Origin of the sequence: Chryseobacterium sp. SIMBA_029 (assembly GCF_046535275.1) — a bacterium.
In the GTDB taxonomy this organism is placed as follows: Bacteria; Bacteroidota; Bacteroidia; order Flavobacteriales; family Weeksellaceae; genus Chryseobacterium.
In genome coordinates, this window is sequence record NZ_JAWRXA010000006.1 from 266,960 (window position 1) to 291,930 (window position 24,971).

Consider the following 24,971-nt stretch of genomic DNA (forward strand, 5'->3'; position numbering starts at 1 on the left):
ATATTAAGGTTATCTTTTAATTGTATTCTGCTTTATCTGTTTCAAAAATAGCAATTCTGCACACCCCTCCACTTTTCCTATGACAAGATTATTAAAGATAACGCATTTTTGTCATACGGCGACAGTAAGGCATTATTTTTGCGCATTTCAGCTGTCAGATCAAGACGAATTATTATTTTTACCCTAATTAAAATTTGAAATATGAATATTTTAACAGAAAAATTTAATACTCCCTATCATACTGCACCATTCAACGATATAAAGAATGAAGATTATCTTCCTGCTTTCAAAGAACTGATCCAACAATCTGAAAAAGAGATTGATGCTCTGGTTACCAGTGCTGAAGAACCTACTTTCGCCAATGTTATTGAGGTGCTGGCTTATTCCGGTGAGCAGCTTGATGTGGTTTCCAATATATTTTTCAATTTAAACTCTGCAGAAACGAGTGACGAATTACAAGAGCTTGCTCAGGAAGTTTCTCCTATTTTAACCGAATATTCATCAAAAATATCTCAAAACGAGGCTTTATTCAGTAAAATCAAGAAGGTCTACGACGAGAAAGAAAAATATGATCTTAATGAAGAGCAGGAAATGCTTTTGGAAGAAACCTACAAAGGTTTTGTAAGAAACGGGGCGTTATTGAATGATGAGGATAAAGAAAAATTAAAAAAGATCAGCATGGATCTTTCCTTAAAATCTCTTCAGTTTGGGCAGAATGTACTGGCTTCAACCAATGCTTATTACAAACATATCACTCAAAAAGAAGAATTGGCAGGAATTCCTGAAGCGATCATCGAGCAATATGCTGAAGAGGCAAAGGAAAGGAATCTTGAAGGATGGGTAGTTACCCTGCAATATCCAAGCTATATTCCGTTTATGACCTATGCTGAAAACCGTGATTTGAGAAAAGAACTGGCATTGGCCAATGGTAAAAAATCATTTGATGGCGGAGAATTCGATAACCAGCATATGATTAAGGAAATCCTTGAATTAAAACAGCAAAAAGCAGAATTATTAGGCTATACAACCTATGCAGATTTCGTTCTTGAAGAGAGGATGGCAAAATCTCCCGGAAAAGTATTGGATTTTTTAAACGAAATGCTGACCAAAGCAAAACCTTATGCTGATAAGGAAATTGCAGAGTTAAAAGCATTAGCAAAAGCTGATGGAATTGAAGATATGCAGTCTTATGATCATTCTTTTTATGCTGAAAAGCTTCGTAAAGAAAAATATGACCTTAATGATGAGGAGCTGAAGCCTTATTTCCCACTGGATCAGGTTCAGGATGCCGTATTCGGATTGGCGGGCCAGCTTTTCGGACTTAGTTTTAAAGAAAGAAACGATATTCAGAAATATCATGAAGATGTCAAAGTATATGAAGTACAGGAAAATGGTGAATACAAATCATTATTGTATGTAGATTATTTCCCAAGAAAAGGCAAAAGAGCCGGAGCCTGGATGACAAGCTATAAAAACCAGTATATCAAAGACGGTGAAAACTCACGTCCTCATATTTCTATCGTATGTAACTTCAGCAAACCTACAAAAGATACCCCGAGTTTACTGACTTTCCAGGAAGTGACTACGTTATTCCATGAATTCGGCCACGCTCTTCACGGAATGCTGGCCAACACGCAGTATCCTACTCTTTCCGGAACTTCTGTAAAATGGGATTTTGTGGAATTACCTTCCCAATTCCTTGAAAACTTCTGTTATGAACCTGAATTCCTGAAAACTTTTGCCAAACATTATACAACCGGCGAAGTTCTTCCTGATGAAAAAATCCAAAAGATCGAACAGTCGAAAAACTTTATGGAAGGATACCAAACGATGAGACAGTTAGGTTTCGGAATCCTGGATATGAACTACCATACGAAGGTCTCAGAACTTGAGCATGAAACGGTAAAAGAGTTCGAAGATAAATATACGAAAGCTACGCAGCTGTATCCATCAAATACTAAAACGGCGATGAGCCCAAGTTTTTCGCATATTTTCCAGGGTGGATATTCAGCCGGATATTACTCTTACAAATGGGCTGAAGTATTGGATGCAGATGCCTTCCAATATTTTAAGGAAAACGGAATTTTTAATCCTGAAATTGCCACAAAATATAAAATCCTTCTTTCTTCCGGCGGTACTAAAGATCCCATGGAACTGTACAAAAGTTTCAGAGGAAGTGAACCGAAAGTGGAGAGCTTGCTGAAAAGAGCGTTTGGATAAAATTATAATAAATCCCTCTTGATCTGACAATCAAGAGGGATTTAAGTTTTTACTTTTCACGTCTTTTTATGGTATAGATTTGAATTATTAGAGTGTGAGTAATATCTTCAAAATACCATCTATTTATTGATCGTTATTTTCCCATTCACATTTTTTTTGTAAGTTAGTTCAGACAAAAATCTCATCACAAAACGTTATCCGAAGATTGTTTTTAAAACACTCATGAAGAGGAAAAATGAAAAGGTAGATCTTTAAAAATAAAACCAGACGAAACGCTTTGACAACAAAGATTTTGTAATGATACAAGTTTGTCAATGGCGATACCTATCATAAAAATAACTCCTAGTCGTCAAAAAACAGTAAAGTACTGTAAATGGGAACTACCAATATCATGAAAAAACTAATCATCTTAAGTATTTTAACATTACCCTTATTTTCGTTTTCAACCAATAAAATGAGCGTCAATATTATTTCGCAGAAAAACGAATTGTCTTTTCCTTCCCATGAAGTTACCTACAATGACCCTGATTTCGGTCCAACAATTTTCTATGTGCAACCTGGTGATATCAGTAGATTTTTGCAACTTTATCCTGATTCAACTGTGAATCCCAACATTAAAAAAGTTAAAGAATCTTTACTTTGGCACGAATAACAGTATATTGATAAGAAATTCCCTGAATAATTTCAGGGAATTTTTTTGTTTTTCAGTGAGAATCTTACTCTGTAAAAATTTTCTTATTTTTAAGATTCAAAATTTAAAACGTATTATCATGTTACTAGCCATCTTACTTCCTTTTCTATCGTTTATTTTGCGCGGAAAAATCATTACAGGAATTATCTGTCTTATTTTACAGATTACAGTAATCGGATGGCTTCCTGCTGCAATCTGGGCTGCATTATCTTTGAATAATGCGAGAGCAGACAAAAGAAATGATAAATTAATTCAGGCAATGAAAGACAACAGAAGATAATCTGATGTAATCTATGAAAGAAAATAAATATGATAATCTTTCTTTTTTCAACCAATATGAAAAAATGCTCCGGTCCCAAAAAGGATTGGAAGGTGCCGGTGAATGGCATGCTTTACAAAAAATGCTTCCTGATTTCACCGGAAAAAAGGTGCTTGATCTGGGTTGCGGTTTTGGCTGGCACTGTCGCTATGCCATAGAAAACGGAGCAAAGTCTGTGACAGGTATTGATCTTTCTGAAAAAATGCTTGAAAAAGCTAAAGAAATCAACCATCTCGAAGGAATTGAATATGAAAGAAAAGCTTTGGAGGACGTAACCTTCCCGGCAGAAAAATTTGATATCATATTAAGTTCTTTAACGTTCCATTATATAGAATCCTTTGATGTAATGGCTCAGAACATCTATCAATGGCTCAAACCAAACGGACATTTTGTCTTTTCTGTGGAACATCCAGTGTTTACAGCACAGGGAAGTCAGGATTGGACGTATGCAGAAGATGGAGAAAAACTGCATTGGCCTGTGGATAACTATTTTACAGAAGGAAAGAGAAATACCCATTTTTTAGGAGAGGACATTGTAAAATACCACCGGACTTTAACGACTTATATGAACAGTATTTTACAACAAGGATTTAGAATTAAGGAAGTTATTGAGCCCCAACCCAGTGATACCATGCTGGAAGAGTTTTCAGAAATGAAAGATGAATTGCGGCGCCCGATGATGCTCTTGATTTCTGCGGAAAAATAATTTTCAAACTTCACCTATACGGAATATTGCTGCCATCACCCTGGAAAATCTGAAAAAACAAAAACAATATTCTTTCATGCATTTTTCGTAAATTAGTACTACCAGAGATCCTGTTCTATAAGGTAAATTTAGATTACGTTCTCATTCCGGTACAAAAAACTAAAAATCTCATGAAAATACCTGAAAAATCATTATTAAATACGCAGCATTTTGATTACTCAGATTCTTTTGAAAAGGAATTTGTAAGTAAACAAACGCATATTAATTCTTCTGAACTTGGAAAATTATTCTTTTCAAGCGGCTCTCCCTGGATAAAAAAATTATTTTCACTAAGGAATAAAATTGTTAAAGTTTTCGGGTTAAAAGCCTCAGAACATCAGGAAAAAAAAGAATATAACTATGAACCGGGTGATCAGATAGGACTTTTTAAAGTGCTGGAAAAGAATGATCATGAAATTATTATTGGGGAAGATGATAAACATTTGAATTTTAGAGTTTCTTTGATGTTAGACAATGAAAATAACCAGCAACACAATAGAAAATTAACCATCACTACTATTGTAACCTATAATAACTGGTGGGGAAAATTGTATTTTTTCCCTGTGAAACCATTTCATAAAATGATTGTTCCTTCTATGCTTAATGGGATTGTAAAGAATTTATCTTAACTGATACATCAGAGGGTATAATACATTTGTAGATTGGAGCCTTAAGTAATATCTTTGCCCATACAATAAAATTTAGGCAATCCACTCAGACCCCCATGAAATCTTTATTATCATTCTTATTGATCAGTCTGCTCTCATTACCCATTACCGCACAGGAAAAAGCACCATTATTAACCGGAAAAGTAGCTATTTCCATCAAAGAGGGAACCTTCGATTGCGATCTTACGCTGAGTGATATTCCATATATCAGGGACTATTATATCCGCCTCAATTCCGGGATGAATCCTCTTCATTTCAGAAGTAAGAAACCGAATGACATGGTACTTTCTTATGATAAATCTCAATCAGACAGTACTTCATCGGGAGAATCCCTGGCTTATTTCTTTCCCAATAAGAGCGGAAAATTCCTTCCGGAATCGGTACAGTTCAAATATGTAGGTAAATTTCCTGTCGCCAAAGACACCCTCGAAAATTATACAAAAGATGACTGGCGCGGAAATATCGCCTTTAATGCTAATTCTCTGCGGGTAGAAGGCACCCAATCCGCCTGGTATCCTGTTCTGTATGATATCCGAAAAGACAAAAGGTATGAGGAAGTACGGTATGATATAGAATTCACCTGTAAAGACTGCAGTACGTTGTACGTGAATGGGAATGCCCCTGTGAAAACATCAAGCATGCGTTTTAAAAGTGATACTCCTTTGGAACTCACTCTTTTCTTCGGTAATTATGATTTTTCCAATATCGGTAATACCTATATTTTGAATCCGCAGATCAGCGAAACACAGATTAAGGAGTTTAGTGAATTGATCAATACCTATAAAAAATTTTATGCAGATAAACTGGGAATTCCCTTCGGAAAACCGGTTACCTTCGTTGAAACGACCCCAACTTCTATAAAAAATGGATGGCTTTTCGTTTCTTATCCAACGATCATCAATGTCGGATGGGGCGAAAACGGACTTAAAAGTTTGTTCAACCCGAAAACCCAAAACTGGTTCAGGCCTTTCATCGCTCATGAATTGGGACACTATTATTTTGGAACTTATAAACAGTTCAACTCCGAACTTGGAGGTATCCTATCAGAAGGTTTTTCCGAATATTTATCGTTGAAAGTAACGAAGGATATCTTGGGAAAAGAGATTTATGACAAAAAGATAAAAGAAAAAATAGAAGGTCTTACTGAAGAACCGCTTTTGGGCTATTTCAGCAGCATACAAACAAAACCGGAAGATGATGATTATCTTTCTTATGCTTATGACTACACCCCGGTTATACTGGCCGCTATAGAAAAAGAAATTGGCGAGAAACAGATGTGGAACTGGATGAACACCATGCTTAAGACGCCAACTACCTTCACCAATTATGAATTCCTAACATCGACCCTCGAAAAGACTCTCACCAACAGCAGGCTATTGAAACAGATCAAAAGTCAGTATTTCGAAAGTGAAAAATCTTTTGAAAATGCAGTTAAAACCATAGAAAAGAAATAAAATACACTCATGACGGCTTACATGCAGGCCGTCATTAATTTTAATAGACAGGAGATTAAAAAAAGTTTGTAATAAGAAAATGTTTCCCCTACCTTCGTTCTCAATGGGCAAAATCATAAGTTCACGGACTTTTAACACTCATAACTATCGGCATGAACAAAGAGGTAATTGATACTTTTACAGATTTAGCAACAGGAAAGCTCACCGAAACCGAGTGGCTTCAGTGGTTTGATGAGCATAAAAACCTTGTGGAAATCACTTGCGGAAGAACAGCTTTTTTAAAAATTAAGCCTAAAGGAAATCTAACCTGTATCGGTAATGCCTATGCCGGACAAATCGCAGTCGTCAGCTGGTTAAAAAACCAGAATATCACCACCGAAGTAAGCAATATCTACCAAAAAGCCTATGAAAAGGAGTTTGCTGAATTCGTTAAACAGGAAAAGGAAAAAGATCAATTGCGCCAGCAGTACGTCAAAGATAATTTTGCTTATCTGGCAGATTCTTATCCCCGGTTTTTCAAACAGCTTCTGAAAAGTTTTGATACTTCGAATACGATCGAAAAAGGCAAAACACTTTCAGAAATTTCAGAGAAAGAACTCTTTCTGTCCATCACTTTCTCTCCTGAAATAATCACTTTTTTCTCTGCCATTTCAAAGCTCAGCCTTGAAGGAATAGAAATTGATTTCGACACACTTTCGATAGAAGTATTTGAAGACAAAAGCTTTTTGATGTTAGGTGAATTTTGGTATTACGGAGATGGCGATTTACTTTTGTATGATCTTGCCAATCACAAGTTATTTTCCTACGCTCATGAGCATCAACCTCCGAAATTAGTACAACTGGCCAACAGTGTACCGGATCTTTTAGAAAAGAATTTCACAAAATATTTAAAATCACAGGCTGGGTAAAGATTTACTTCAAACAGAAAATACAAACAATATCATGGATATCAAAGTAAGATTGGAAAATGTAAAAAAGCTTCAGGCAAAAAGATGGGAAAATGAAGACCATTGGGATACCATCAATGATCTTTTAATCAAAGAACTGGATGAAATTTTACTCATTGATCCGCAAAACACAGCAGCTTTAATCAATATAGGAGCGGTGTATTCTGATATGGGAGAAAATGAAAAGGCACTGGAACATTTAGAAACGGCATTAGATCTGGGTTCCGAAGACAAAAATCTTTATATCAATCTGGTGATTGTACATGTTTATCTGGAAAATCATCAGGAAGAATATCTTGAATACCTTGAAACTGCTGAAGAAAAAACAGAAGATCCCCTTACTTTTAAAGCGTACTTCGATCCACAATCCCATTAATTCTTCGCTGTTGTAAAAGGTTGTCAAAAATTGCTGATAAGGTTCAGATTCAGGGTAAAATCATTTTTTTGTAATTTAGTTATTGCAAATAATCTTTATTTGTTATAAAAACACAATTCAAAACAAATGAAAAACATTCTCGTACTTCTCTGTATGGCCGTTATTATGGCCTGTACCAATCAAAAAGAAGCTGGCCATATCCAAAGTGTAACGGCATTAACTGAGGTATTCGGTGACGGACAGAAAACCACCGCTGCAATAGTGGAATATACTGAAGAGATCAAAAATGAACAACTGGATAAAAAGACTTTTTCAGTAGAAGGCAGAACCATCACAAAGATCTACCCCAATGATAAACCCGAAAAATCCACAACAGGAAAGAACGGGAAATATATCATCATTGAAATGTCTAAAGATGATGAACAAGCTGCTACTTTTATAGCGAATGGCAGAAATTCTGAAATTAAAGAAGCCCATGCAACAGTACGTCAATTAAATAAAATTGAAACGGCCAGCGGAAATTCCATAGAGCCGACAGGAAACTCTGTGAACAGCAGTAAAGCAATCAATCTTATTGTAGATGATTTCACACAGCACCAATTTAAAGATACCAACACAGGAATCACCGTACATTATAACCTGTATACTCCAAAAAACTATGATAAAAACAAATCCTATCCAATGGTAATGTTTATTCATGATGCAGGAGTTGTAAGTACAGAGCCCAAAGCAACTCTTATGCAGGGATTGGGAGCGGTAATCTGGGCTAGCCCTGAAGAACAGGCCAAACATGAATGCTTTGTGTTAGCTCCGCAATATTCAGTGGTAACAGTAAATGATCAATCAGAATATACCAAAGACCTTGATGCTACCGTAAATCTTATCAATGATCTTACAACGCAGTACAATATTGATAAAAACCGTCTGTACACTACAGGACAGTCGATGGGATGCATGTCGTCCATTGCACTGGATATCAAATACCCAGATTTATTTGCCGCCTCTTTTCTTGTTGCCGGACAATGGGATCCCTCCAAAGTAGGTCCTATGGCCAATGATAATTTATGGATCATGGTTTCACAGGGTGACGATAAAGCATTTCCCGGAATGAACGCCATTACAGCTGCTCTTGAAAAAGAAGGCGCAAAAATTACCCGTTCTGTTATCAACGGAAAAGCAACCCCACAAGAGTTAGCAAAAGATGTGAAAAATATCCTTGCCAAAGGCAATAAAATCCAATACACACCACTAAAAGCAGGAACCGTAGTTCCACCGGATATGCAGGGTCAAGGCGGAAGCGACCACCGCGCCACCTGGCGTATTGCCTATACCTTTGAAGGAGTAAGAGACTGGCTTTTCAAACAAAAAAAATAATTCATTTTATTATCCTTATTAATAAGTTTCATATATTTGCATAACCAGTTATGTAATTAATTATACACTTATGAATTTATTCGAAAAAACCGGAAAAATGGCTTTAGGAAGCAGATTACGTTTGCTTACCGCTAAAGTGACAGAAGATGCTTCTAAAATTTATGATCTTTACCAGGTGGAGTTTTCTCCCAAATGGTTTCCCGTATTTTTTATTCTGGCAGAAGACGGAGAAAAAACAATTACACAAATTGCTGAAGACATTGGACATTCCCAGCCTTCCGTAACAAAAATAGTGAAGGAAATGACCATCGCAGGACTTGTTAGAAATCAGCTTACCTCAAAAGACAAACGCAGGAATGTCGTAGGGCTTACAGAAAAAGGTGCTGCAGTGGCCAAAGAAATGATTAAGGGGCAATGTGCTGACATTGATGTTGCTATTGACGGAATCATGGCCGAAGCAAGGCACAATTTATGGGAAGCTATTGCAGAATGGGAATTTTTATTAGACCAAAGATCAATGTTTAAAAGAGTTCAGGATCAAAAAAAACTTCGGGAAAGTAAAGATGTTCAGATCGTAGATTACCATCCGAAATACCAATCTGCCTTCAAATCATTAAACGAAGAATGGATCTCCACCTATTTTGAAATGGAAGAAGCCGATTACAAAGCACTGGATCATCCTAAAGAATATATTCTGGATAAAGGAGGAAAAATATTAGTTGCTCTCTATCAAAACGAACCTGTAGGCGTTTGCGCCTTAATTAAAATGGATGATCCCAACTATGATTTCGAAATGGCAAAAATGGCCGTTTCTCCAAATGTTCAGGGGAAAAGTATTGGCTGGCTGCTCGGCCAGGCTGTTGTAGAGTACGCCAAAGAAGTGGGGGCTTCAAAAATATATCTGGAAAGCAATACGATTCTGAAACCTGCTATCAACCTGTATCATAAACTAGGATTTCAGAAAATTGCAGGTCATGCAACACCGTATAAGAGATGCAATATCCAGATGGAACTCGATCTTAATCAACAATAACATCAACATGTACGAAAGAATACAAAAAAGTTTTGATCAGCAGGGGTTAATGAAAACATTAGGTGCCCAGCTTACAGAAGTGGAAAAAGGACGGGTAAAAATTATCTGCGGATTTTCAGAAGGACTCACCCAGCAGCACGGATTTTTTCATGCAGGAGTAACCAGCAGTATTGCAGACAGTGCCTGCGGATATGCTGCACTCACCATGATGCCCGAAAATACTGAAGTTTTAAGTGTAGAATTTAAAATAAACCTTTTAAAACCCGCTCATACAAACCAACTTATTGCTATTGGTAAGGTTCTTCAAGCAGGGAAGAAACTGACTATCTGTGAAGGATATGTGTATGACAGTTCGGAAGAAAAACTCATTGCAAAGATGACGGCAACGATGATTTCAGTACCCCAATGATAGTTAATGTTTATTTTTTCCCTGGCAGAATATGATCAGGTACTTTAGCAATAATAATGATGACGGCGAATAAACATACAATATTGCTTGAAATGGTCATTTCAAATGCTTTTTGATAGTTGGATACCAGAGGTTTTCCACCTAAAAAATAATAAAAAATACTGCCGATTATAATAATCCCAATGATGGCTGCAATCTGTTGAAAAGTAATATAAACTCCGGAAGCATTTCCCATTAGATCTTTCGGAATTCCTGCTAATGCAATATTCGCCAGTGAAGGAATAATACTACCCACTCCTACTCCATGGATAAACAGCAATGCATACAACAGTACCCAGGAAACCCCTTCAGTAAACAGATAAGCCTGTAAAATCAAGACACTGATAATCAACAACAATCCAATAATTAAGATCTTTTTCCCAAACCGTACAATGAGTTTTGTGGAAAAGACAGAAGCGAGGACAAAACCAAGTCCCTGAAAAACAATAATTTCCCCGGAATCTAGCGGATTAATTTTCAATCCTTCCTGAAAAAAGATCGACAGAATATAAAAATAGGAATCCAGCATGATAAAGAAAAAAGAAACAGCCAGAATTCCAAGATTGAAATTTTTATATGTAAACAATGTAAAGTCAATTAAATAAGATTGGCTTTTTTTAGCTCTATTACTTTGATTCTTAATAAAATAAAACAAAATAGCAATCGAAATAAACACTAAAAAGATACTTTTCCCATCAAACTTCCCCTGCTCCGAACTGGTTAAAGCATACGTAAAACAAAACAGTCCCAATACCAATATCACCACTCCAAATACATTGAATTTTGCTGTATCTGCAGTTTTGGATTCCTTCAATATTCTCAGTCCCAAGACTATTGCCAGCAGGCAAATCGGAATATTAATAAAAAAAATAAGTCTCCATGCTTCATCCATAATATTCAGGGATGAAAAATAACCCCCTAAAAACTGTCCGGCAATCGTTCCCAGCCCAATAGTGACGCCATACCAGCCCATTGCTTTTGTACGCTCCTCATGGGCAGGATACAACATCTGGATCATCGACAGCACTTGAGGTGACATCAGCGCTGAGCTTATTCCCTGCACAAATCTCGAAATAATCAATACCAATGAATTGCTGGAAAGTCCACATGTGATGGAGCTCAACATAAACACAACCAGTCCGATGATGAATATTTTTTTTCGGCCATATAAATCTCCCAACTTTCCGCCTGTGATCAGGAAAGATGCAAACCCAATCAGATAAGAAGCAATGATCAGCTGCATGTCTCCATTCGACACATGAATATCCCGCTGAATGGATGGAATTGATACATTGATAATAAAAATATCCATGATCGCAAGCAGCTGCCCGAAAAGGATAATGAGTAATTTCAGTTCTTTAGATTTCATTTTTATATAGATATATCTATTTTTAGACAGGCAAAAAATTTAAGGCAGTAAGCCCTGAATTATTTTTTTGATATGATCAAAAGCATTTGCATTTTTATCAATGGTAGAAGTTACCACCGCTCCTTCAATCAAAAGGAAAATATGTTCTGCAACACCATCAATATCGAGAGACTTTTTCTCTGTATCATATTGAGTGAGGATTTCTCTGATCATTATTTTCTGCTTTTCTTTATGGTTTTTGACAACATCAGAAACCACCGGATTGCTGCCTCCCAATTCAGAAATAATTTTAATAAAATGGCATCCAGCAAACGTTGAATCGTCTTGCAGCTTTTTCCGGTAATCGATTAATGCTAAAATTTTATCTTTAGAGGAATCAATACTTTCTATTTGTCCTTCAAAACCGTTAAACCATTCTGCTTCTTCTTTAATCAGATAAGCCTGAAGCAGATCGTTTTTAGAGGAAAAATGATTGTATAATGAACCAATGGCAATATCCGCCTCTGCAATAATCTGGTTAATTCCTGTAGAATTAAAACCCTGTCTGTAAAAAAGATCGGCAGCGGTTCTGATGATGCGGTCTTTTGCTTTTTCTTTTTTCATATAAAAGTTTTTGCAAAGCTAATCAAAAAATAGATAAGTCTATCTATTTTTTGATCATCCATTTTTGCTGCCCCCCTTGAAACACTTTAAAAACATCCGGGCATTGTTTACATTGGCACAAGGCTACCCCATTGTAAACTCACCTTAGATACGAAATATGGATTTTTGAAAATAAATTAATTATTAAGTTAAAAACATGCAGAATTTTTCTTTATCTTAGTGAAAGGAATGCTTTTAATTCATTGAAACTAAGCATTGCATACTATATGGCAGAAGAAATATACTTCATCAAAACCAATCCTACCATTGCCAGAATTAATCTGTATAATAAACTCTGCCGCGAAGAAAAAAATATCCTGAATTTTCTGGATGATGATAAAAAAGCGAGCCTTGAAATCATCAAAACAAAGGTTCAGGGATCTATCAACAGCCTTACTCATGATGAGTTTTTAAGCATTTATAACTGGATTAAAAATACTTGTATTCCGGCTCATGATGCTAGCATTGAAGAAGAAGTAAAAACCCAGCTTTTTATTAACGGAATGGATCTTTTTTTTGAAATTCCTGCTAAAACATCTGCTAAAAGTTTCTCTGATCTCCTTTCCCATTATGAAACCATTACCGGGCATCATCTTCCATTCATTTCGGAATCTAAGCATTTCAACCGGTTTTTGATTTATTCTATGTTCTATACCGGAAAACTTAAGCTGTTTTTCGACCTGTACGAACAAAAAAATGATCCCGCTGATGAACATATCTTTATGCAGCTCGATATGTTAAAGCCCAATTATAAAGACTTATACGGTCTGGCCGAACAGGAATTCAACGTTGGACTTCCTGCATTTCAAAACCTCATCAGCGAGTCTCAAAAACTGGGAGAATTTCATCAGACCGCCAACAATAATCAGTCATACTCCATTCCATCAGAATTGGTTCCTTTATTAGAAAATGAAAAAGACAGTTTGGCAACTGCCAGCCTTTATCAGACCCTGTCCGGTTTATATGAACTTACCAAATATTATAAGGATTCTATCATCAAACTTCATCTTTATTAACGCATTAAAGTTCCTAAGACTGCTTTAAAAGTTCCGGATGTTTAATCAAATATTCCAATGCTTCCTGCACGGCTTTTGTGGGACTTTTTGGAGCAAAGCCCAGTTCATTCCTTGATTTGGAAATATCAAAATTCTGCTGGAGCCCGGAAAACATAGCAATATCTTTTCTTGTGAGTACCGGCGCTTTTCCGCTAATTTTTGCCGACATTTCCATGATTCCGGCAATGGCATACAACATGAATTTCGGAACGGCACCCGGAACTTTCAATTGAAGATCCGGATACAGCTGATCTGCTAATTTTGTAGTATCTGTAATCGTCATGCATTGTTCATTGGCGAGAATATAACGTTCACCCGAACGTCCTTTCTGTGCTGCCAGATAGCATCCTTCTGCAACATCTTTTACATCAATCCAGTTGAGGGTAATTTTGGTGTCCACAGGAATTTGTTTATTCAGAATTAATTTCAAAACGCTGTAGGATACGTTCAGAGGAAGAGATGCTTCACTTCCGATCATGGCTGAAGGCATTACAGAAACAAGCTCAATTCCTAATTTTCGGGCCAGTTCAAAGGCCAGCTTTTCCCCATCATTTTTAGAATTATAGTACATATCCCTTCTATCTGGATTATAGCCATTGCTTTCTTTCGTGGGCAGATGAGTATAATCAAGCGCCGCAATGGAACTTACATAGACAATCCTTTTGACTCCTGCTTCAGCGGCCGCTTCAATGGTATTTCGGGTTCCCTGTATATTGACGTCATAAATTTCCTTCTTCGGATCTTTAGCCCACAATTTAAAAGACGCTCCTACGGCATAAAAAGTTTCAACCCCCTGAAGCGCCTTTACAAAAGAAGCCTTATCCGTAATATCAGCCTGCACAACTTCGCAGTTCAACCCTTCAAAAGTTTTTTTATTCTGGATATTTCTTACCGTTGCCCGTACAGGAATGCCTTTCTGCAGAAGAAATCTCACCAGATTATTTCCTAAATGTCCATTAGCTCCTGAAACCAGGCTTAGTGTATTCTGTATCATTTTTCTTACGTTTTAATGATACAAAGTTCTGTTTATCCCTTCCGGAACCGCTTGACTTTTGTTAGGTAATTATTTTTTTTCGGATACGGCTCAGGCTTTCGGGTTTCATTCCTAAAAATGATGCAATATGTTGAACAGGAACATTCTGAATAATCTCGGGATAATTTTCTATCAGCTTGAGATAGCGCTGCTCTGCACTTAGCGTGGACAATTCTTTAGACCGGTTTTCATTGTAGGTAACAGACTGCTGAAATACCGAAATACTGAAATCCTTCATTGCAGAACTGGCAGCAGTAAGAACATCAAGATTTTCTTTACTGATCCTTAGCAATTCACAAGCTGTAATGCATTCTACATTTTCATCGGACTTCGTTTGATTGATAAAATTAAAATAAGAAGTAAAAAATCCCGGCGGACAATTGATATGAGTCGTTACTTCAGCACCGTTCTGATCTGTATAAAATAACCTCAGATAGCCCGTCACAATATAATACAGATACTCCGGCACCTTTCCTTCTGCTTCAATGATCGTGTTTTTTGAATAGTTTACAGGTTCAAAATAGGTGGTTATCATTTCAATCTCGTCACTATTGAACTGATGGCCGGAACTGATAAAATGTAAAAGCTTTTCATGCATCATTGAAAATTTTATCCTACAAATTTAATTAAAACAAACAGGAAATGATGATGGTCAACAGAAGTGATTATTAAAAAAACAGCAATATTACTGTTGTCATGTAATATCACCAACCCATGAGTTGTCATTATGATAAATACTAATACATGAATCGAAAGATTGTTATTCTTTTAAGTCTGGTTTCCTCTTCATTTATTTTTGCACAGAGTGTGGAAGGAACCATTACCGATAGAGAAAATAAACCGGCAGCAGAAACCGAAATCCTTATCACAAAAGGAGAAGCAAAGTTTTCTGCTATCACCGATGAAAAAGGGATGTATAAAGTCCCATTGAAAGAAGACGGAAATTATCTGCTTGAAATTATAAAGGACGGCATCAAAACCAATAGTGAAAAAATTTCTGTAAAAGGAAATTCCAAAAAAAATATCCAGCTGAAAGAACTTCCCACAGAGGAAAGAAAAATTGAAGGCGTAACGGTAACCGTTAAGAAAAAACTTTTTGAAAGAAAAGTAGACCGTCTTGTTTTTAACGTAGAGAATTCGGTAGCCTCCCAAGGTCTGGATGCAATCGAAGCCTTGGCAAAAACACCAATGGTACGTACCTCGGATGAAGCAATCAGCATCGCAGGAAAAAGCAATGTGGCGGTAATGATTAATGACAGGCTGCTTAACCTCAACGGGCAGGAACTTATCAATTACCTGAAAACCATACGTTCTGATGACATTCTTAAAATTGAAGTCATTACCACACCTCCTGCAAAATATGAAGCAGAAGGAAAAAGCGGGCTTATTAATATAATCCTTAAAAGAAATACCAACCTCGGCTGGAACGGCTCTCTGCAAACCTCAGGAAACTATTATGGAGGAAAAGCTACTACTTCCACCAGAAGTGGTGCTACTTTTAATTATCAGGGAGAAAAACTGTCGGTTACGTCCAATTTGTCTATCGGTGATAATTACTGGGAAAATACCTCCTACAATTATCTCACCGGAATTACCGATGATAATTACTGGAATACAAATACCAAAAGTTTAAGCAATTACCGGTACAAAGGCGGAAACGTAAAAGCGGAATATAAAATCAATGATAAAAGTACGGTAGGGATCAACTACAATTATTCCTTCAGCAATCCCATCGAACAAGGGGAAAGCAAAACAAAAGTATTTAATGAAAACGGGCTTTTGGACATTTCATCCGATTATAGAAATAAAAACCGCAGAAATGCGCATAACGCCTCTGCTTTTTATGATGTAAAACTGGATACAATGGGAAGCAAACTGAGTCTGACAGCCAATGTGATGATGAATAATGCCAATGCCAGGAATTTTTATAATACCGTTACCACCAATACGGTTTCTACCATGGCCAACCCGATCAGTAAATACAGGATCTATTCGGGACAGGCAGATCTGGAGAAAAATTTTGCCAAGATCAAAACGGAAGCCGGAGTAAAATATACTAAGATCAAAAATGATTCTGAGTTTAATTTCTTCAACATCATTAATGGACAAAACGTACTGAATACCGACAGAACGAATACGTTCTTTTATAATGAAGAAAACTATGCAGCCTATGCCTCTACAAGTTTTAAGATCAGTGAAAAATGGGAAGCAAAAGCAGGACTGCGTTACGAATACACGAAACTGGAAGGGATTTCAATGAATGATAACTCTTCAGCCAAAATCAACTACGGTAAACTGTTTCCCACGGCGTATATCAGTTATAAAGCCAGTGACGACCATAATTTCTCCCTCAATTATTCCCGAAGAATCTCGCGTCCTTATTTTGGGAACCTGAATCCTTTCAAATTCTATACTTCAGAATATGAATACAGCACCGGGAATCCTTACCTGCTGCCTTCATTCTCCGATAATTTTGAATTCGCCTATGTACTGAAAAGTAATTTAAGTTTTACGGCTTACTATAACCGTAATAAAGATGATTGGGACAGAATTCAGGTGGTAGAAGGAGATCTGAAATACAGTATCGTTAAAAACTTTTACAATGAAGACCAGACCGGGATCAACATCAGCTATAACTACAATAAACTGAAATGGTTGGAGTCTAACGTCTTTGTGAACGGGTTTTATGCTAAATCAAAATCATATAGTCCTGATGCGGTTTCTGCACCTGCGGGATACGGAGCTAACTTTAATTTAGATAATAATTTCTTCCTGAATAAAGAGAAAACGGTCACTTTAATGCTCGGCCTTTGGAGCTCTATTCCCAACCGAAGCGGAAATACGTATTTCAATGGAAATGTTTCGGTGTACACTGGGATGAAGCTAAGTCTTATGGATAAAAAACTGTTGATTAACCTTAATGTAAATGATATTCTGAACACCAACCGTTCAAAAGGAACTGAATATTATCCGAATTATAATGTGGAATATTACACGAAAGGAATCACCAGAAATATCAATCTTTCCGTAACGTATAAATTTGGAAACAATAATGTGAAAGGAGCTACAAAACAGGTGAAGTTTGAAGAATCCAGTCGCGCAGGTGGAGGAAGCTAAATTTCATCACAAAAGCAATAACTAATAACCCTAATTCTTAAAAACTTTAAATCGGCAGTATTCTTTTATCATTAAGAATATTGCCGGTTTCTTTTTATGAACTTATGATAAGAATAGTATCCCATTCCACCCGCAAAATAAGCCAGCACATCAAAAATATCTCCTGTAAACCGATTGGATAATAAAGGACAGATCACTTCAAATAAAAAAGATAGATATACCGCCGAAGTCAGCACAAACTTCAGATCAGGCTTCCAATGAAAACCCAGAACCTGATTCATCATATATTCGATCAGGTAAGCGTACATCGGAATCGTCATCAAATCGGTGAGATGATTATTGACAAAAGGAATAAAAATACCATTTCTCCTCAGTACGAGGATCGCTCCCCAAATTGCCAGTCCCAGCAAGAATTCAAAGGATATTTTTTTCATTACATATGAAGAATAGCCATAATAAATCCTAATATAATCTGCAGAACTTTCACCAGCGTTTCCTGTATATCCTTCTCTTTTCCAGTATCTTGATTTTCCCCGGCCGTTTCGTAGTCAAATATTTTTTTGCCTTCCATCGTACTTAGATTTTCTATGCAAATATACTTAAATTAGAACAAATGTTCTAATTTTGAATTATTATCTAAAACTCTCTTATATTTGAATCATGAAAACCAAGGAAAAGATTGCGGTAAAAGCCCTTCAGCTGTTCAACGAAAAAGGTTACAATAACATAACCACAAGGCATATTGCTGCTGAACTGAACATCAGTCCGGGAAATCTGCATTATCATTTCAAACATTCAGAAGACATCATCAACCTGCTTTTCCGTGCCTTGATCTCCAAGATGGATACGCTGATGAAACAGCTGGAAAAAAATGAATACAAGGATTTGGAAAGTCTGTATGATTTCACGTATTCTTCTTTCGAAATATTTTATAGTTACCAGTTTATATTTTTGAATTTCCTGGATATTTTACACCGCATTCCGGAAATAGAAGCAGAGTATGAACTCTTAAGCATCAGAAGAAAGCAAGAATTCCAGGCCATTTTTGAGAGTTTTCAAAAGAATAAAATTTTAAAAGAAAACATCCCTGACTTTATCATGGACAATCTGCTGACCCAAATGTTTGTGTTCGGAAATAACTGGATCAGCCACAATAAAATCACCCTAAAACTGAATAAAGAGGAGGCCGTACAATATTACACGCTGGTACAGATGAACTTTTTTTATCTTCTGCTGAATGAGGAACAACAGGAATTGTATCAACAGAAGTATATCAAATAAATTACGAATGATCATCAGAAAAGCCACCATCGACGATCTGGAAACCCTGCAAAATATCTTTGCAGACAGCATTACTTATGTTTGCGGAAATGATTACGACACCAGACAGTTAGAAGTGTGGCGTTCAGGCATCCAAAATAAAGAACGCTGGCTTGATGTGATTCGAAATCAATCGGTTTTAGTGGCTATTATTGATCATAAAATTGTCGGATTCTGTTCTTTAGACAACGGAAATATTGATTTGCTATTTGTCCATCAAAATTATCTGCGCCAGGGAATTGCATTGAAACTGTATACCCAAATAGAGCAGGTATCAAGACAGAAGGGGAAAACGCGTCTGACTGCAGATGTAAGCAAAACTGCGAAACCATTTTTTGAACGTGTAGGCTTTAAAGTATTGAAAGAACAGACCGTGAATGTGAAAGGCATTGATTTTATCAACTACAACATGGAGAAAACCTTTGTATAATCCGTAAAAAAATGAAAAAAACAGAGCCGGAATACCATCAACTCAGGATTTCAGTTCCTACGGAATTTGAAAATGTATTCTCGCATTTTTATTATGCTGAAAACACATCCAACGAGGCTTTAACAAAGACTTTATTGCCCACCTACCAAACTATTTTGTTATTCTGTTTCGGAGAAAATGCCTCTCTGACAACTCAAGAAAAAACAACCGTTACCGTGGATAAATGTATTGTTTTTGGACCCATCAGGCATGCTTTTGAATATACTTTACCTTCAAAAACCTCAATTTTAGTCGCTAATTTTAAAGATGATGCATTTTACCGTTTTTTTGGAAAATCGGCAATTGAAAATAATGCAGCCCTACATCCGGACGAACTTTTAAGAGAAAACTGTTTTACAGATCTATGGCAGGAACTGGCAACCATTCCTTTTCCCGAACAACAGGTTGATCACATTATTGAATTTTGCAGACTGTATCTGAAAGATCAGGATACTACCAGCCGGCTTTTGAGCAGTTTCACCGATGAAAATTTAAATCCTGTTAAAACGATCGCAGAACAGACCGGGCAAAGTGAGAGAAACATCCAGTTGAAACACAAGGAAAAATTTGGGTATTCATCAAAGGAAATCAATCGCTACAGCCGTTTTTTAAAAGCCATTAAAATCATCGAAAAAAAAATTGAAAATCAGGATACGGTAGAATGGTTCAGTATTATTGACGAATGTGGTTATTATGACCAAAGCCAGCTGATCCATGATTTTAAGCATTTCCTGAATATTTCCCCGAAACAGTATTTGAAATTCCAGCAGGATATCTGTAATCCAAGATCGGAATAAATTCCATTTCGTTTTCTTACAATTTTTGAAACCTCATCTCTTCTACTTTTGTTCTATACAATTAGAAAACATGAGACATTTAATTATTTACGCACACCCAAACTCAAAGAGTTTAAATCATCAGCTGCTGGAAACCGTAACAGAAAGGCTTCGGTCCGCAAACCACGAAATCGAAATCAGAGATCTCAATCAGATCAATTTCAATCCCGTTCTGAGCCTTGAGGACATGCAGGGACAACGTATGGGAAAAGTCGCTGATGATGTACAGACTGAACAGGATTTCATTTCTTGGGCAGAGCACATCACCTTCATCTATCCCATCTGGTGGACGGGAATGCCTGCGTTAATGAAAGGATACATCGACCGCGTGTTTAGCTACGGTTTTGCGTACCGGTATGATCAGGGCATTCAAAAAGGACTTCTGACAGGTAAAAAGACAGTTATCATCAATACCCACGGAAAATCTCATGACGAATACGAACGGATGGGGATGGATAAAGCGCTTTCACTGACTTCAGATCAAGGAATTTTCCTGTATTCAGGTTTTGAAATTATTCAGCATTTCTTTTTTGATCAAGCCGACCGCGCTTCTTCGGAAGATGTGGAAATATGGAAAGAACAGATCAAGAACAGGTATTGAGAATCGGGATTTTTGATCATTATCAAAAAAAGTTTCTATATTTGCATTTCAAATGAAGCACTTAAACAACATATTGCGCTTGCCTTTTTTCAGCGAGTATTACTACCCGGCCTATCGTTCGGGAAGACTTTCTATCGCTATTATTTAGTATATAATAATCTACAATAGTATAGAGCCCGGACAGGATTGTCCGGGCTTTTTTTAATTCTAAAATCTTATTCAATGATCAACACATTACAATTAAACACAACCCTCATTCTGCCTGAAAACGGGTTAGAACAAAAACTAAAACAGGCAAAAGAAGAACATCGAAAACTGAAAATCAAGTTGGGGTTTGATCCTACTGCTCCGGATCTGCATCTGGGCCATGCGGTAGTCCTTAAAAAACTGAAACAGTTTCAGGATCTCGGACATGAGGTCATCATTGTGGTGGGCAGTTTTACCGCCAGAATCGGGGATCCCACAGGAAAAAATAAAGCCCGGAAACCGTTGAGTACAGAAGAGGTGCAGCACAATGCGCAAACCTACATCAGCCAGCTTTCAAAGGTTATCGATATTGAAAAAACAAAAATTGTTTTTAATTCCGACTGGCTGGATGCATTAAGCTTTTCTGAAGTCATTCAGCTGATGTCAAAAGTTACCGTTGCCCAGCTCATGCACAGAAATGATTTTAATAAAAGATTTACGGATAATACACCAATCGCCATGCACGAACTGGTATACCCTATTTTACAGGGCTTTGATTCTGTAAAAATTGAATGCGATATTGAAATGGGCGGCACCGACCAGCTTTTCAACTGTACCATGGGACGCCAGCTGCAGGAAAGTCATAAAAAATCCCCACAAATTGTGATCTGTATGCCTTTATTAAAAGGGTTGGATGGAAAAGAGAAAATGAGTAAATCGCTGAATAATACCATTGGTCTTACTGATGAACCTAATGAAATGTTTGGAAAAACCATGTCTATTCCAGATACCTTGATTGAAGAGTTTATTGATCTGACCACCGATTTTTCCGTAGAAGAAAAGAAAAGTATACTGCTAAAAATAGAAAACGGCGAAAATCCGATGAACATAAAGAAGCTGATCGCAAAAAACATCATCAGACAATACCATGATGAGGCAGCAGCAGATCTTGCGGAAATATTTTTCAGCAATCAGTTTCAAAGTAAAAATATTGAAGAGCAAGTTTTTGAACCGGCTTTTATTACTTCTTTATCTCATGATGATCATCGTTTATCATTAATTGACCTCTGTCATCGGCTTAAAAATGACCTCAGCAAATCAGCGGTACGAAGATTGATAGAAAACGGCGGCGTCCAGATCGATACTATAAAAATGACTGATCCGGATGCTTTGATAGAATTAATTCCACAAACTAAAATAAAGATTGGAAAAAGAGCATTTTTCGAACTTCTATAAATAAGACGATTTCAGTAATAATTTTTAATATATTCGTTCAATAAAGAAAAACAATGAGCTACATCATGGTGGATATAGAATCGGACGGCCCGATTCCCGGAGACTTTTCAATGATCTGTTTTGGAGCGGTTCTGGTGAATGAAGAGCTGGATACCACTTTCTATGGAAAACTGAAACCCATTTCAGAAAATTTCAATCCTGATGCTCTGGCAGTTTCCGGTTTCAGCAGGGACGAAACGATGGATTTTGATGATCCTGAAACTGTGATGCTTCAATTTGAAGACTGGATCAAAACACATTCTAAAGGAAGACCTATTTTCATCAGTGATAACAATGGTTTCGACTGGATGTTCATCTGCTGGTACTTTCATCATTTTATTAAAAGAAATCCTTTTGGATACTCTTCAAGAAGACTATCTGACCTGTACTGCGGTTTAGAAAAAGATACGTTTGCCCAGTGGAAACATCTCCGAAAAACAGAGCACACCCACCACCCGGTGGATGATGCCAAAGGAAATGCAGAGGTACTGCTTCATATGAAAAAAGAAATGGGACTGAAAATCGGGCTGAAGTAGAGATTCTCTTAATTTTTAAACCAACATCAAAATGAACACTGAAATACATTATAGAAAAGCCTCTGAAAACGACATCGATTTTTTACTGGATCTAAGGACTAAAACAATGAATGAGCACTATACCAATTCCAGTCTTCCCACCGACAGAGCCTCCACTCTACAAAGAGTATTGTATCAGTTTGAAAAAGCGAATATTATCCTTTTCAACAATGAACCGGTAGGATTATTAAAAATCGACAGAAGCAAAGATCCGATTGAGGTGCTTCAGCTTCAGATAGATCCTGGTCAACAAGGTAAAGGACTGGGAAAAACTATTTTACAGTCTATTCTTGAGGAAGCTTCATCAGCAGGGAAGAAGGTGTCATTAAGTGTTTTGAAAAGCAACAAAGCCCAACATTTATATTCCAGCCTGGGATTTAAAGCGGTGGGAGAAGATGAGCATTCTTATTTTATGAGTTTTTCTGATAGATAGGTAGTTTTGATGAACAAAGAAATATAATTCTATCCATCAATAGAAGCGAGTTTTAACCCGCTTATTTATATATAAAACCATCCGGCTTTATCCAAAATTTAACGCCATATTCTGCATCTTAATCACAAATTCCACCAACAACAGTCAACCATCAACCAAAAACAAACTCCTATTTATTTGCAAGCGTAACATAAATCAACCGGCCGCCTTCTTCGTTGGACAGTAATATTTTTTTACCCTCGGTGAGTTCTACCATGGTATTGGGTGGGATCTCCTTTCCTTCCGTAACATCTTTCATATTGGGAAGACTTTGATTCACTAAAACCCATTTGCCCTGATGAAAAGTAAAATAGCCTACCGGTTTTTTATCTTCTGCCGTAAGGTTTTCATTTCTAATTACTTTTTTGGACACATGCCATTTAAACAGGTATTGATTATGATAAACCATCAGCCTGTGGTTTTCAGGTTTCCAGACATCATCTTTAAATTTATAATAGAGATCCAGAATGGGAAGTGTCCCGCTATGCAGAGTTCCACAGAATGGACATTTCGGTGTGTTGCTGTTGTCAAACACATACCATTTTTCATTACATGACGGATTCTGGCACGGCTGGATCAGATCTACCGTTTTCATCAGTGCCGTCTCCCATTCGTTGGCAATCGGACGAAGAATAGGATTATGAAGACCATCTACAAACGCTCTTTTAAATAGCTCTGATAAATAGGGTCCGGTCGCCGTATAAGGTATTTTTTTAGGATCCCCCCAAAAAGCATCCCATTTTTTAAGATGATCCAGCTTCACACGGTTGGTCGTATCGGTAGGATGTTCTACAAACATTGCCTTTTCACCCATGGAAAGCAGATCGTCCTTCATTGTATCCAGATCCCAGATTTTACCTCCTTTTAAAGGATGTCTTCTCAGCAAATACATATAAATAAGCACTGCCAGGGCATGCAAATCTGTTTTTTGATTAGGAAGCTGCCTGTTGGAATCTTTGATATTCAAATGTTTTGTCTTCAATACCTCAGGTGCTATAAAATCAGCCGTTCCAATTACTTCTGGCGGAAATAAATTAGGAACCACCAACCCATCGATATCGATGATACAGGCAGACTTCGTAACAGGATCCACCAAAATATTATTGTAAGACAAATCCGAATGCGCAAGACCCATCTGATGAAGTTTCTTAACTCCTCTGCTGATGTTCACCGCAATCTGGAAATAACTCAGCCAGTCTCCCAATTCTGCCTTATCAAGCCGCAACGGATACTGTTGATTTCTAAACATAGGAGCGGTAAACCATTTTCCTACTTTATCACCGCCCAGGATAATATCAGAGCCTACATAGCCTTTGGCGAAAAAGAATTTTTTATGATAAATCGGAACAATAATCCCGGTTAAATTGTCTTTTTGAACAATATCATAAGGCCATCTGAAAATATCATTCAGAAAATAATCCGAAGCATTACCGCCTTTTATATTCGTGAGATAAGTGGTCACAATCCTCTTAATTCTCTCTTTCTGATCCACTTCCAGCGGAGCCCTGTAAAATGCCACAACATAGCTTCTGTCAGGAGAAAAATACACATCTTTCACCCCTCCCTGCACAGGATTTCCTTCTACATATTCATAACTTTTGGCAGTATCTAAAACGGAAGAAACCTTAACTGTTTTTTTCATGCTTAATAAATTATAGCCAATGTTCGGTCGTCGTGATTCCCTTTGCTCCAGAAATCTGTCCATTCCAGCAATTGCTGATCGATGGTTTCATCATTGGTAAAGTC

General features: G+C 37.0%; 27 protein-coding genes. 20 read left to right on the forward strand and 7 right to left on the reverse strand.

The window, feature by feature from the left end; translation table 11 throughout:
• Nucleotides 1-201: 201 nt before the first annotated feature.
• The 11 genes from SB679_RS13090 (at nt 202) to SB679_RS13140 (ending at nt 10,236) form a co-directional block, all read left to right on the forward strand.
• Nucleotides 202-2,220, forward strand: coding sequence for a M3 family metallopeptidase (locus SB679_RS13090; protein ID WP_410702762.1), 2,019 nt, complete (start codon nt 202-204; stop codon nt 2,218-2,220).
• A gap of 391 nt (nt 2,221-2,611) precedes the next feature.
• A complete protein-coding gene (locus SB679_RS13095) occupies nt 2,612-2,872 on the forward strand; it encodes a hypothetical protein (RefSeq protein ID WP_410702763.1) in 261 nt (86 codons plus the stop codon).
• 118 nt (nt 2,873-2,990) lie between these two features.
• Nucleotides 2,991-3,191 carry a YqaE/Pmp3 family membrane protein gene (locus SB679_RS13100; protein WP_317740897.1) on the forward strand — a complete coding sequence of 67 codons (201 nt, stop codon included), beginning with the start codon at nt 2,991-2,993 and terminating at the stop codon, nt 3,189-3,191.
• A 13-nt stretch (nt 3,192-3,204) separates the two neighbouring features.
• Entirely contained in the window at nt 3,205-3,936 is a 732-nt protein-coding gene (locus SB679_RS13105; RefSeq protein WP_410702764.1) for a class I SAM-dependent methyltransferase, read from the forward strand.
• A 170-nt stretch (nt 3,937-4,106) separates the two neighbouring features.
• Nucleotides 4,107-4,604: a DUF2867 domain-containing protein gene (locus tag SB679_RS13110; RefSeq protein ID WP_410702765.1), complete on the forward strand. Its 498-nt coding sequence runs from the start codon at nt 4,107-4,109 to the stop codon at nt 4,602-4,604.
• Between the two features lie 95 nt (nt 4,605-4,699).
• Nucleotides 4,700-6,097, forward strand: coding sequence for a hypothetical protein (locus SB679_RS13115; RefSeq protein ID WP_410702766.1), 1,398 nt, complete (start codon nt 4,700-4,702; stop codon nt 6,095-6,097).
• Between the two features lie 152 nt (nt 6,098-6,249).
• On the forward strand, nt 6,250-7,005 hold the full coding sequence (locus SB679_RS13120) for a hypothetical protein (protein ID WP_410702767.1): 756 nt from the start codon (nt 6,250-6,252) through the stop codon (nt 7,003-7,005).
• 34 nt (nt 7,006-7,039) lie between these two features.
• The gene (locus SB679_RS13125) at nt 7,040-7,420 is read left to right on the forward strand and encodes a hypothetical protein (RefSeq protein WP_410702768.1); all 381 of its coding nucleotides are present in this window, start codon (nt 7,040-7,042) and stop codon (nt 7,418-7,420) included.
• A 126-nt stretch (nt 7,421-7,546) separates the two neighbouring features.
• Complete coding sequence (locus SB679_RS13130; protein WP_410702769.1) at nt 7,547-8,794, forward strand: alpha/beta hydrolase-fold protein; 1,248 nt, start codon at nt 7,547-7,549, stop codon at nt 8,792-8,794.
• Between the two features lie 70 nt (nt 8,795-8,864).
• Nucleotides 8,865-9,827 (forward strand): GNAT family N-acetyltransferase, encoded by a 963-nt coding sequence (locus SB679_RS13135; RefSeq protein WP_410702770.1) that lies wholly within the window; start codon nt 8,865-8,867, stop codon nt 9,825-9,827.
• Between the two features lie 7 nt (nt 9,828-9,834).
• Nucleotides 9,835-10,236, forward strand: a complete 402-nt coding sequence (locus SB679_RS13140; RefSeq protein ID WP_410702771.1) for a PaaI family thioesterase — start codon at nt 9,835-9,837, stop codon at nt 10,234-10,236.
• Between the two features lie 10 nt (nt 10,237-10,246).
• Here SB679_RS13140 and SB679_RS13145 read toward each other — a convergent pair whose 3' ends face one another.
• Both SB679_RS13145 and SB679_RS13150 read right to left on the reverse strand, forming a co-directional pair.
• Nucleotides 10,247-11,644, reverse strand: a complete 1,398-nt coding sequence (locus SB679_RS13145; RefSeq protein ID WP_410702772.1) for an MFS transporter — start codon at nt 11,642-11,644, stop codon at nt 10,247-10,249.
• 39 nt (nt 11,645-11,683) lie between these two features.
• On the reverse strand, nt 11,684-12,247 hold the full coding sequence (locus SB679_RS13150; protein WP_410702773.1) for a TetR/AcrR family transcriptional regulator: 564 nt from the start codon (nt 12,245-12,247) through the stop codon (nt 11,684-11,686).
• A 266-nt stretch (nt 12,248-12,513) separates the two neighbouring features.
• On the opposite strand from SB679_RS13150, the gene SB679_RS13155 reads away from it, so the two are divergent.
• Nucleotides 12,514-13,302, forward strand: a complete 789-nt coding sequence (locus tag SB679_RS13155; protein ID WP_410702774.1) for a hypothetical protein — start codon at nt 12,514-12,516, stop codon at nt 13,300-13,302.
• Nucleotides 13,303-13,315: 13 nt separating this feature from the next.
• Here SB679_RS13155 and SB679_RS13160 read toward each other — a convergent pair whose 3' ends face one another.
• Nucleotides 13,316-14,335 carry an NAD-dependent epimerase/dehydratase family protein gene (locus SB679_RS13160; protein WP_410702775.1) on the reverse strand — a complete coding sequence of 340 codons (1,020 nt, stop codon included), beginning with the start codon at nt 14,333-14,335 and terminating at the stop codon, nt 13,316-13,318.
• A gap of 61 nt (nt 14,336-14,396) precedes the next feature.
• On the reverse strand, nt 14,397-14,975 hold the full coding sequence (locus tag SB679_RS13165) for a Crp/Fnr family transcriptional regulator (RefSeq protein ID WP_410702776.1): 579 nt from the start codon (nt 14,973-14,975) through the stop codon (nt 14,397-14,399).
• 143 nt (nt 14,976-15,118) lie between these two features.
• Here SB679_RS13165 and SB679_RS13170 point away from each other — a divergent pair, with 143 nt between their 5' ends.
• Nucleotides 15,119-17,491, forward strand: coding sequence for a TonB-dependent receptor domain-containing protein (locus SB679_RS13170; protein ID WP_410702777.1), 2,373 nt, complete (start codon nt 15,119-15,121; stop codon nt 17,489-17,491).
• 71 nt (nt 17,492-17,562) lie between these two features.
• On the opposite strand, the gene SB679_RS13175 is transcribed toward SB679_RS13170, so the two are convergent.
• Both SB679_RS13175 and SB679_RS13180 read right to left on the reverse strand, forming a co-directional pair.
• Nucleotides 17,563-17,925, reverse strand: a complete 363-nt coding sequence (locus SB679_RS13175) for a hypothetical protein (RefSeq protein ID WP_410702778.1) — start codon at nt 17,923-17,925, stop codon at nt 17,563-17,565.
• Entirely contained in the window at nt 17,925-18,062 is a 138-nt protein-coding gene (locus tag SB679_RS13180) for a hypothetical protein (RefSeq protein ID WP_410702779.1), read from the reverse strand. The genes SB679_RS13175 and SB679_RS13180 overlap by 1 nt, the downstream gene beginning before the upstream one ends.
• Before the next feature lie 89 nt (nt 18,063-18,151).
• On the opposite strand from SB679_RS13180, the gene SB679_RS13185 reads away from it, so the two are divergent.
• The 7 genes from SB679_RS13185 to SB679_RS13215 all read left to right on the forward strand — a co-directional run bounded on the left by SB679_RS13185 (nt 18,152) and on the right by SB679_RS13215 (nt 23,186).
• Entirely contained in the window at nt 18,152-18,772 is a 621-nt protein-coding gene (locus SB679_RS13185) for a TetR/AcrR family transcriptional regulator (protein ID WP_410702780.1), read from the forward strand.
• A 7-nt stretch (nt 18,773-18,779) separates the two neighbouring features.
• Nucleotides 18,780-19,241: a GNAT family N-acetyltransferase gene (locus SB679_RS13190; RefSeq protein ID WP_410702781.1), complete on the forward strand. Its 462-nt coding sequence runs from the start codon at nt 18,780-18,782 to the stop codon at nt 19,239-19,241.
• An 11-nt stretch (nt 19,242-19,252) separates the two neighbouring features.
• On the forward strand, nt 19,253-20,077 hold the full coding sequence (locus tag SB679_RS13195) for an AraC family transcriptional regulator (RefSeq protein WP_410702782.1): 825 nt from the start codon (nt 19,253-19,255) through the stop codon (nt 20,075-20,077).
• A gap of 70 nt (nt 20,078-20,147) precedes the next feature.
• A complete protein-coding gene (locus SB679_RS13200) occupies nt 20,148-20,717 on the forward strand; it encodes an NAD(P)H-dependent oxidoreductase (protein ID WP_410702783.1) in 570 nt (189 codons plus the stop codon).
• Between the two features lie 222 nt (nt 20,718-20,939).
• On the forward strand, nt 20,940-22,139 hold the full coding sequence (gene tyrS / locus SB679_RS13205; protein WP_410702784.1) for a tyrosine--tRNA ligase: 1,200 nt from the start codon (nt 20,940-20,942) through the stop codon (nt 22,137-22,139).
• 53 nt (nt 22,140-22,192) lie between these two features.
• Nucleotides 22,193-22,714 carry a 3'-5' exoribonuclease domain-containing protein gene (locus SB679_RS13210; protein WP_410702785.1) on the forward strand — a complete coding sequence of 174 codons (522 nt, stop codon included), beginning with the start codon at nt 22,193-22,195 and terminating at the stop codon, nt 22,712-22,714.
• Nucleotides 22,715-22,745: 31 nt separating this feature from the next.
• On the forward strand, nt 22,746-23,186 hold the full coding sequence (locus SB679_RS13215; protein ID WP_410702786.1) for a GNAT family N-acetyltransferase: 441 nt from the start codon (nt 22,746-22,748) through the stop codon (nt 23,184-23,186).
• A gap of 169 nt (nt 23,187-23,355) precedes the next feature.
• On the opposite strand, the gene SB679_RS13220 is transcribed toward SB679_RS13215, so the two are convergent.
• Nucleotides 23,356-24,867, reverse strand: coding sequence for a helix-hairpin-helix domain-containing protein (locus tag SB679_RS13220; protein WP_410702787.1), 1,512 nt, complete (start codon nt 24,865-24,867; stop codon nt 23,356-23,358).
• Nucleotides 24,868-24,971: the final 104 nt, after the last annotated feature.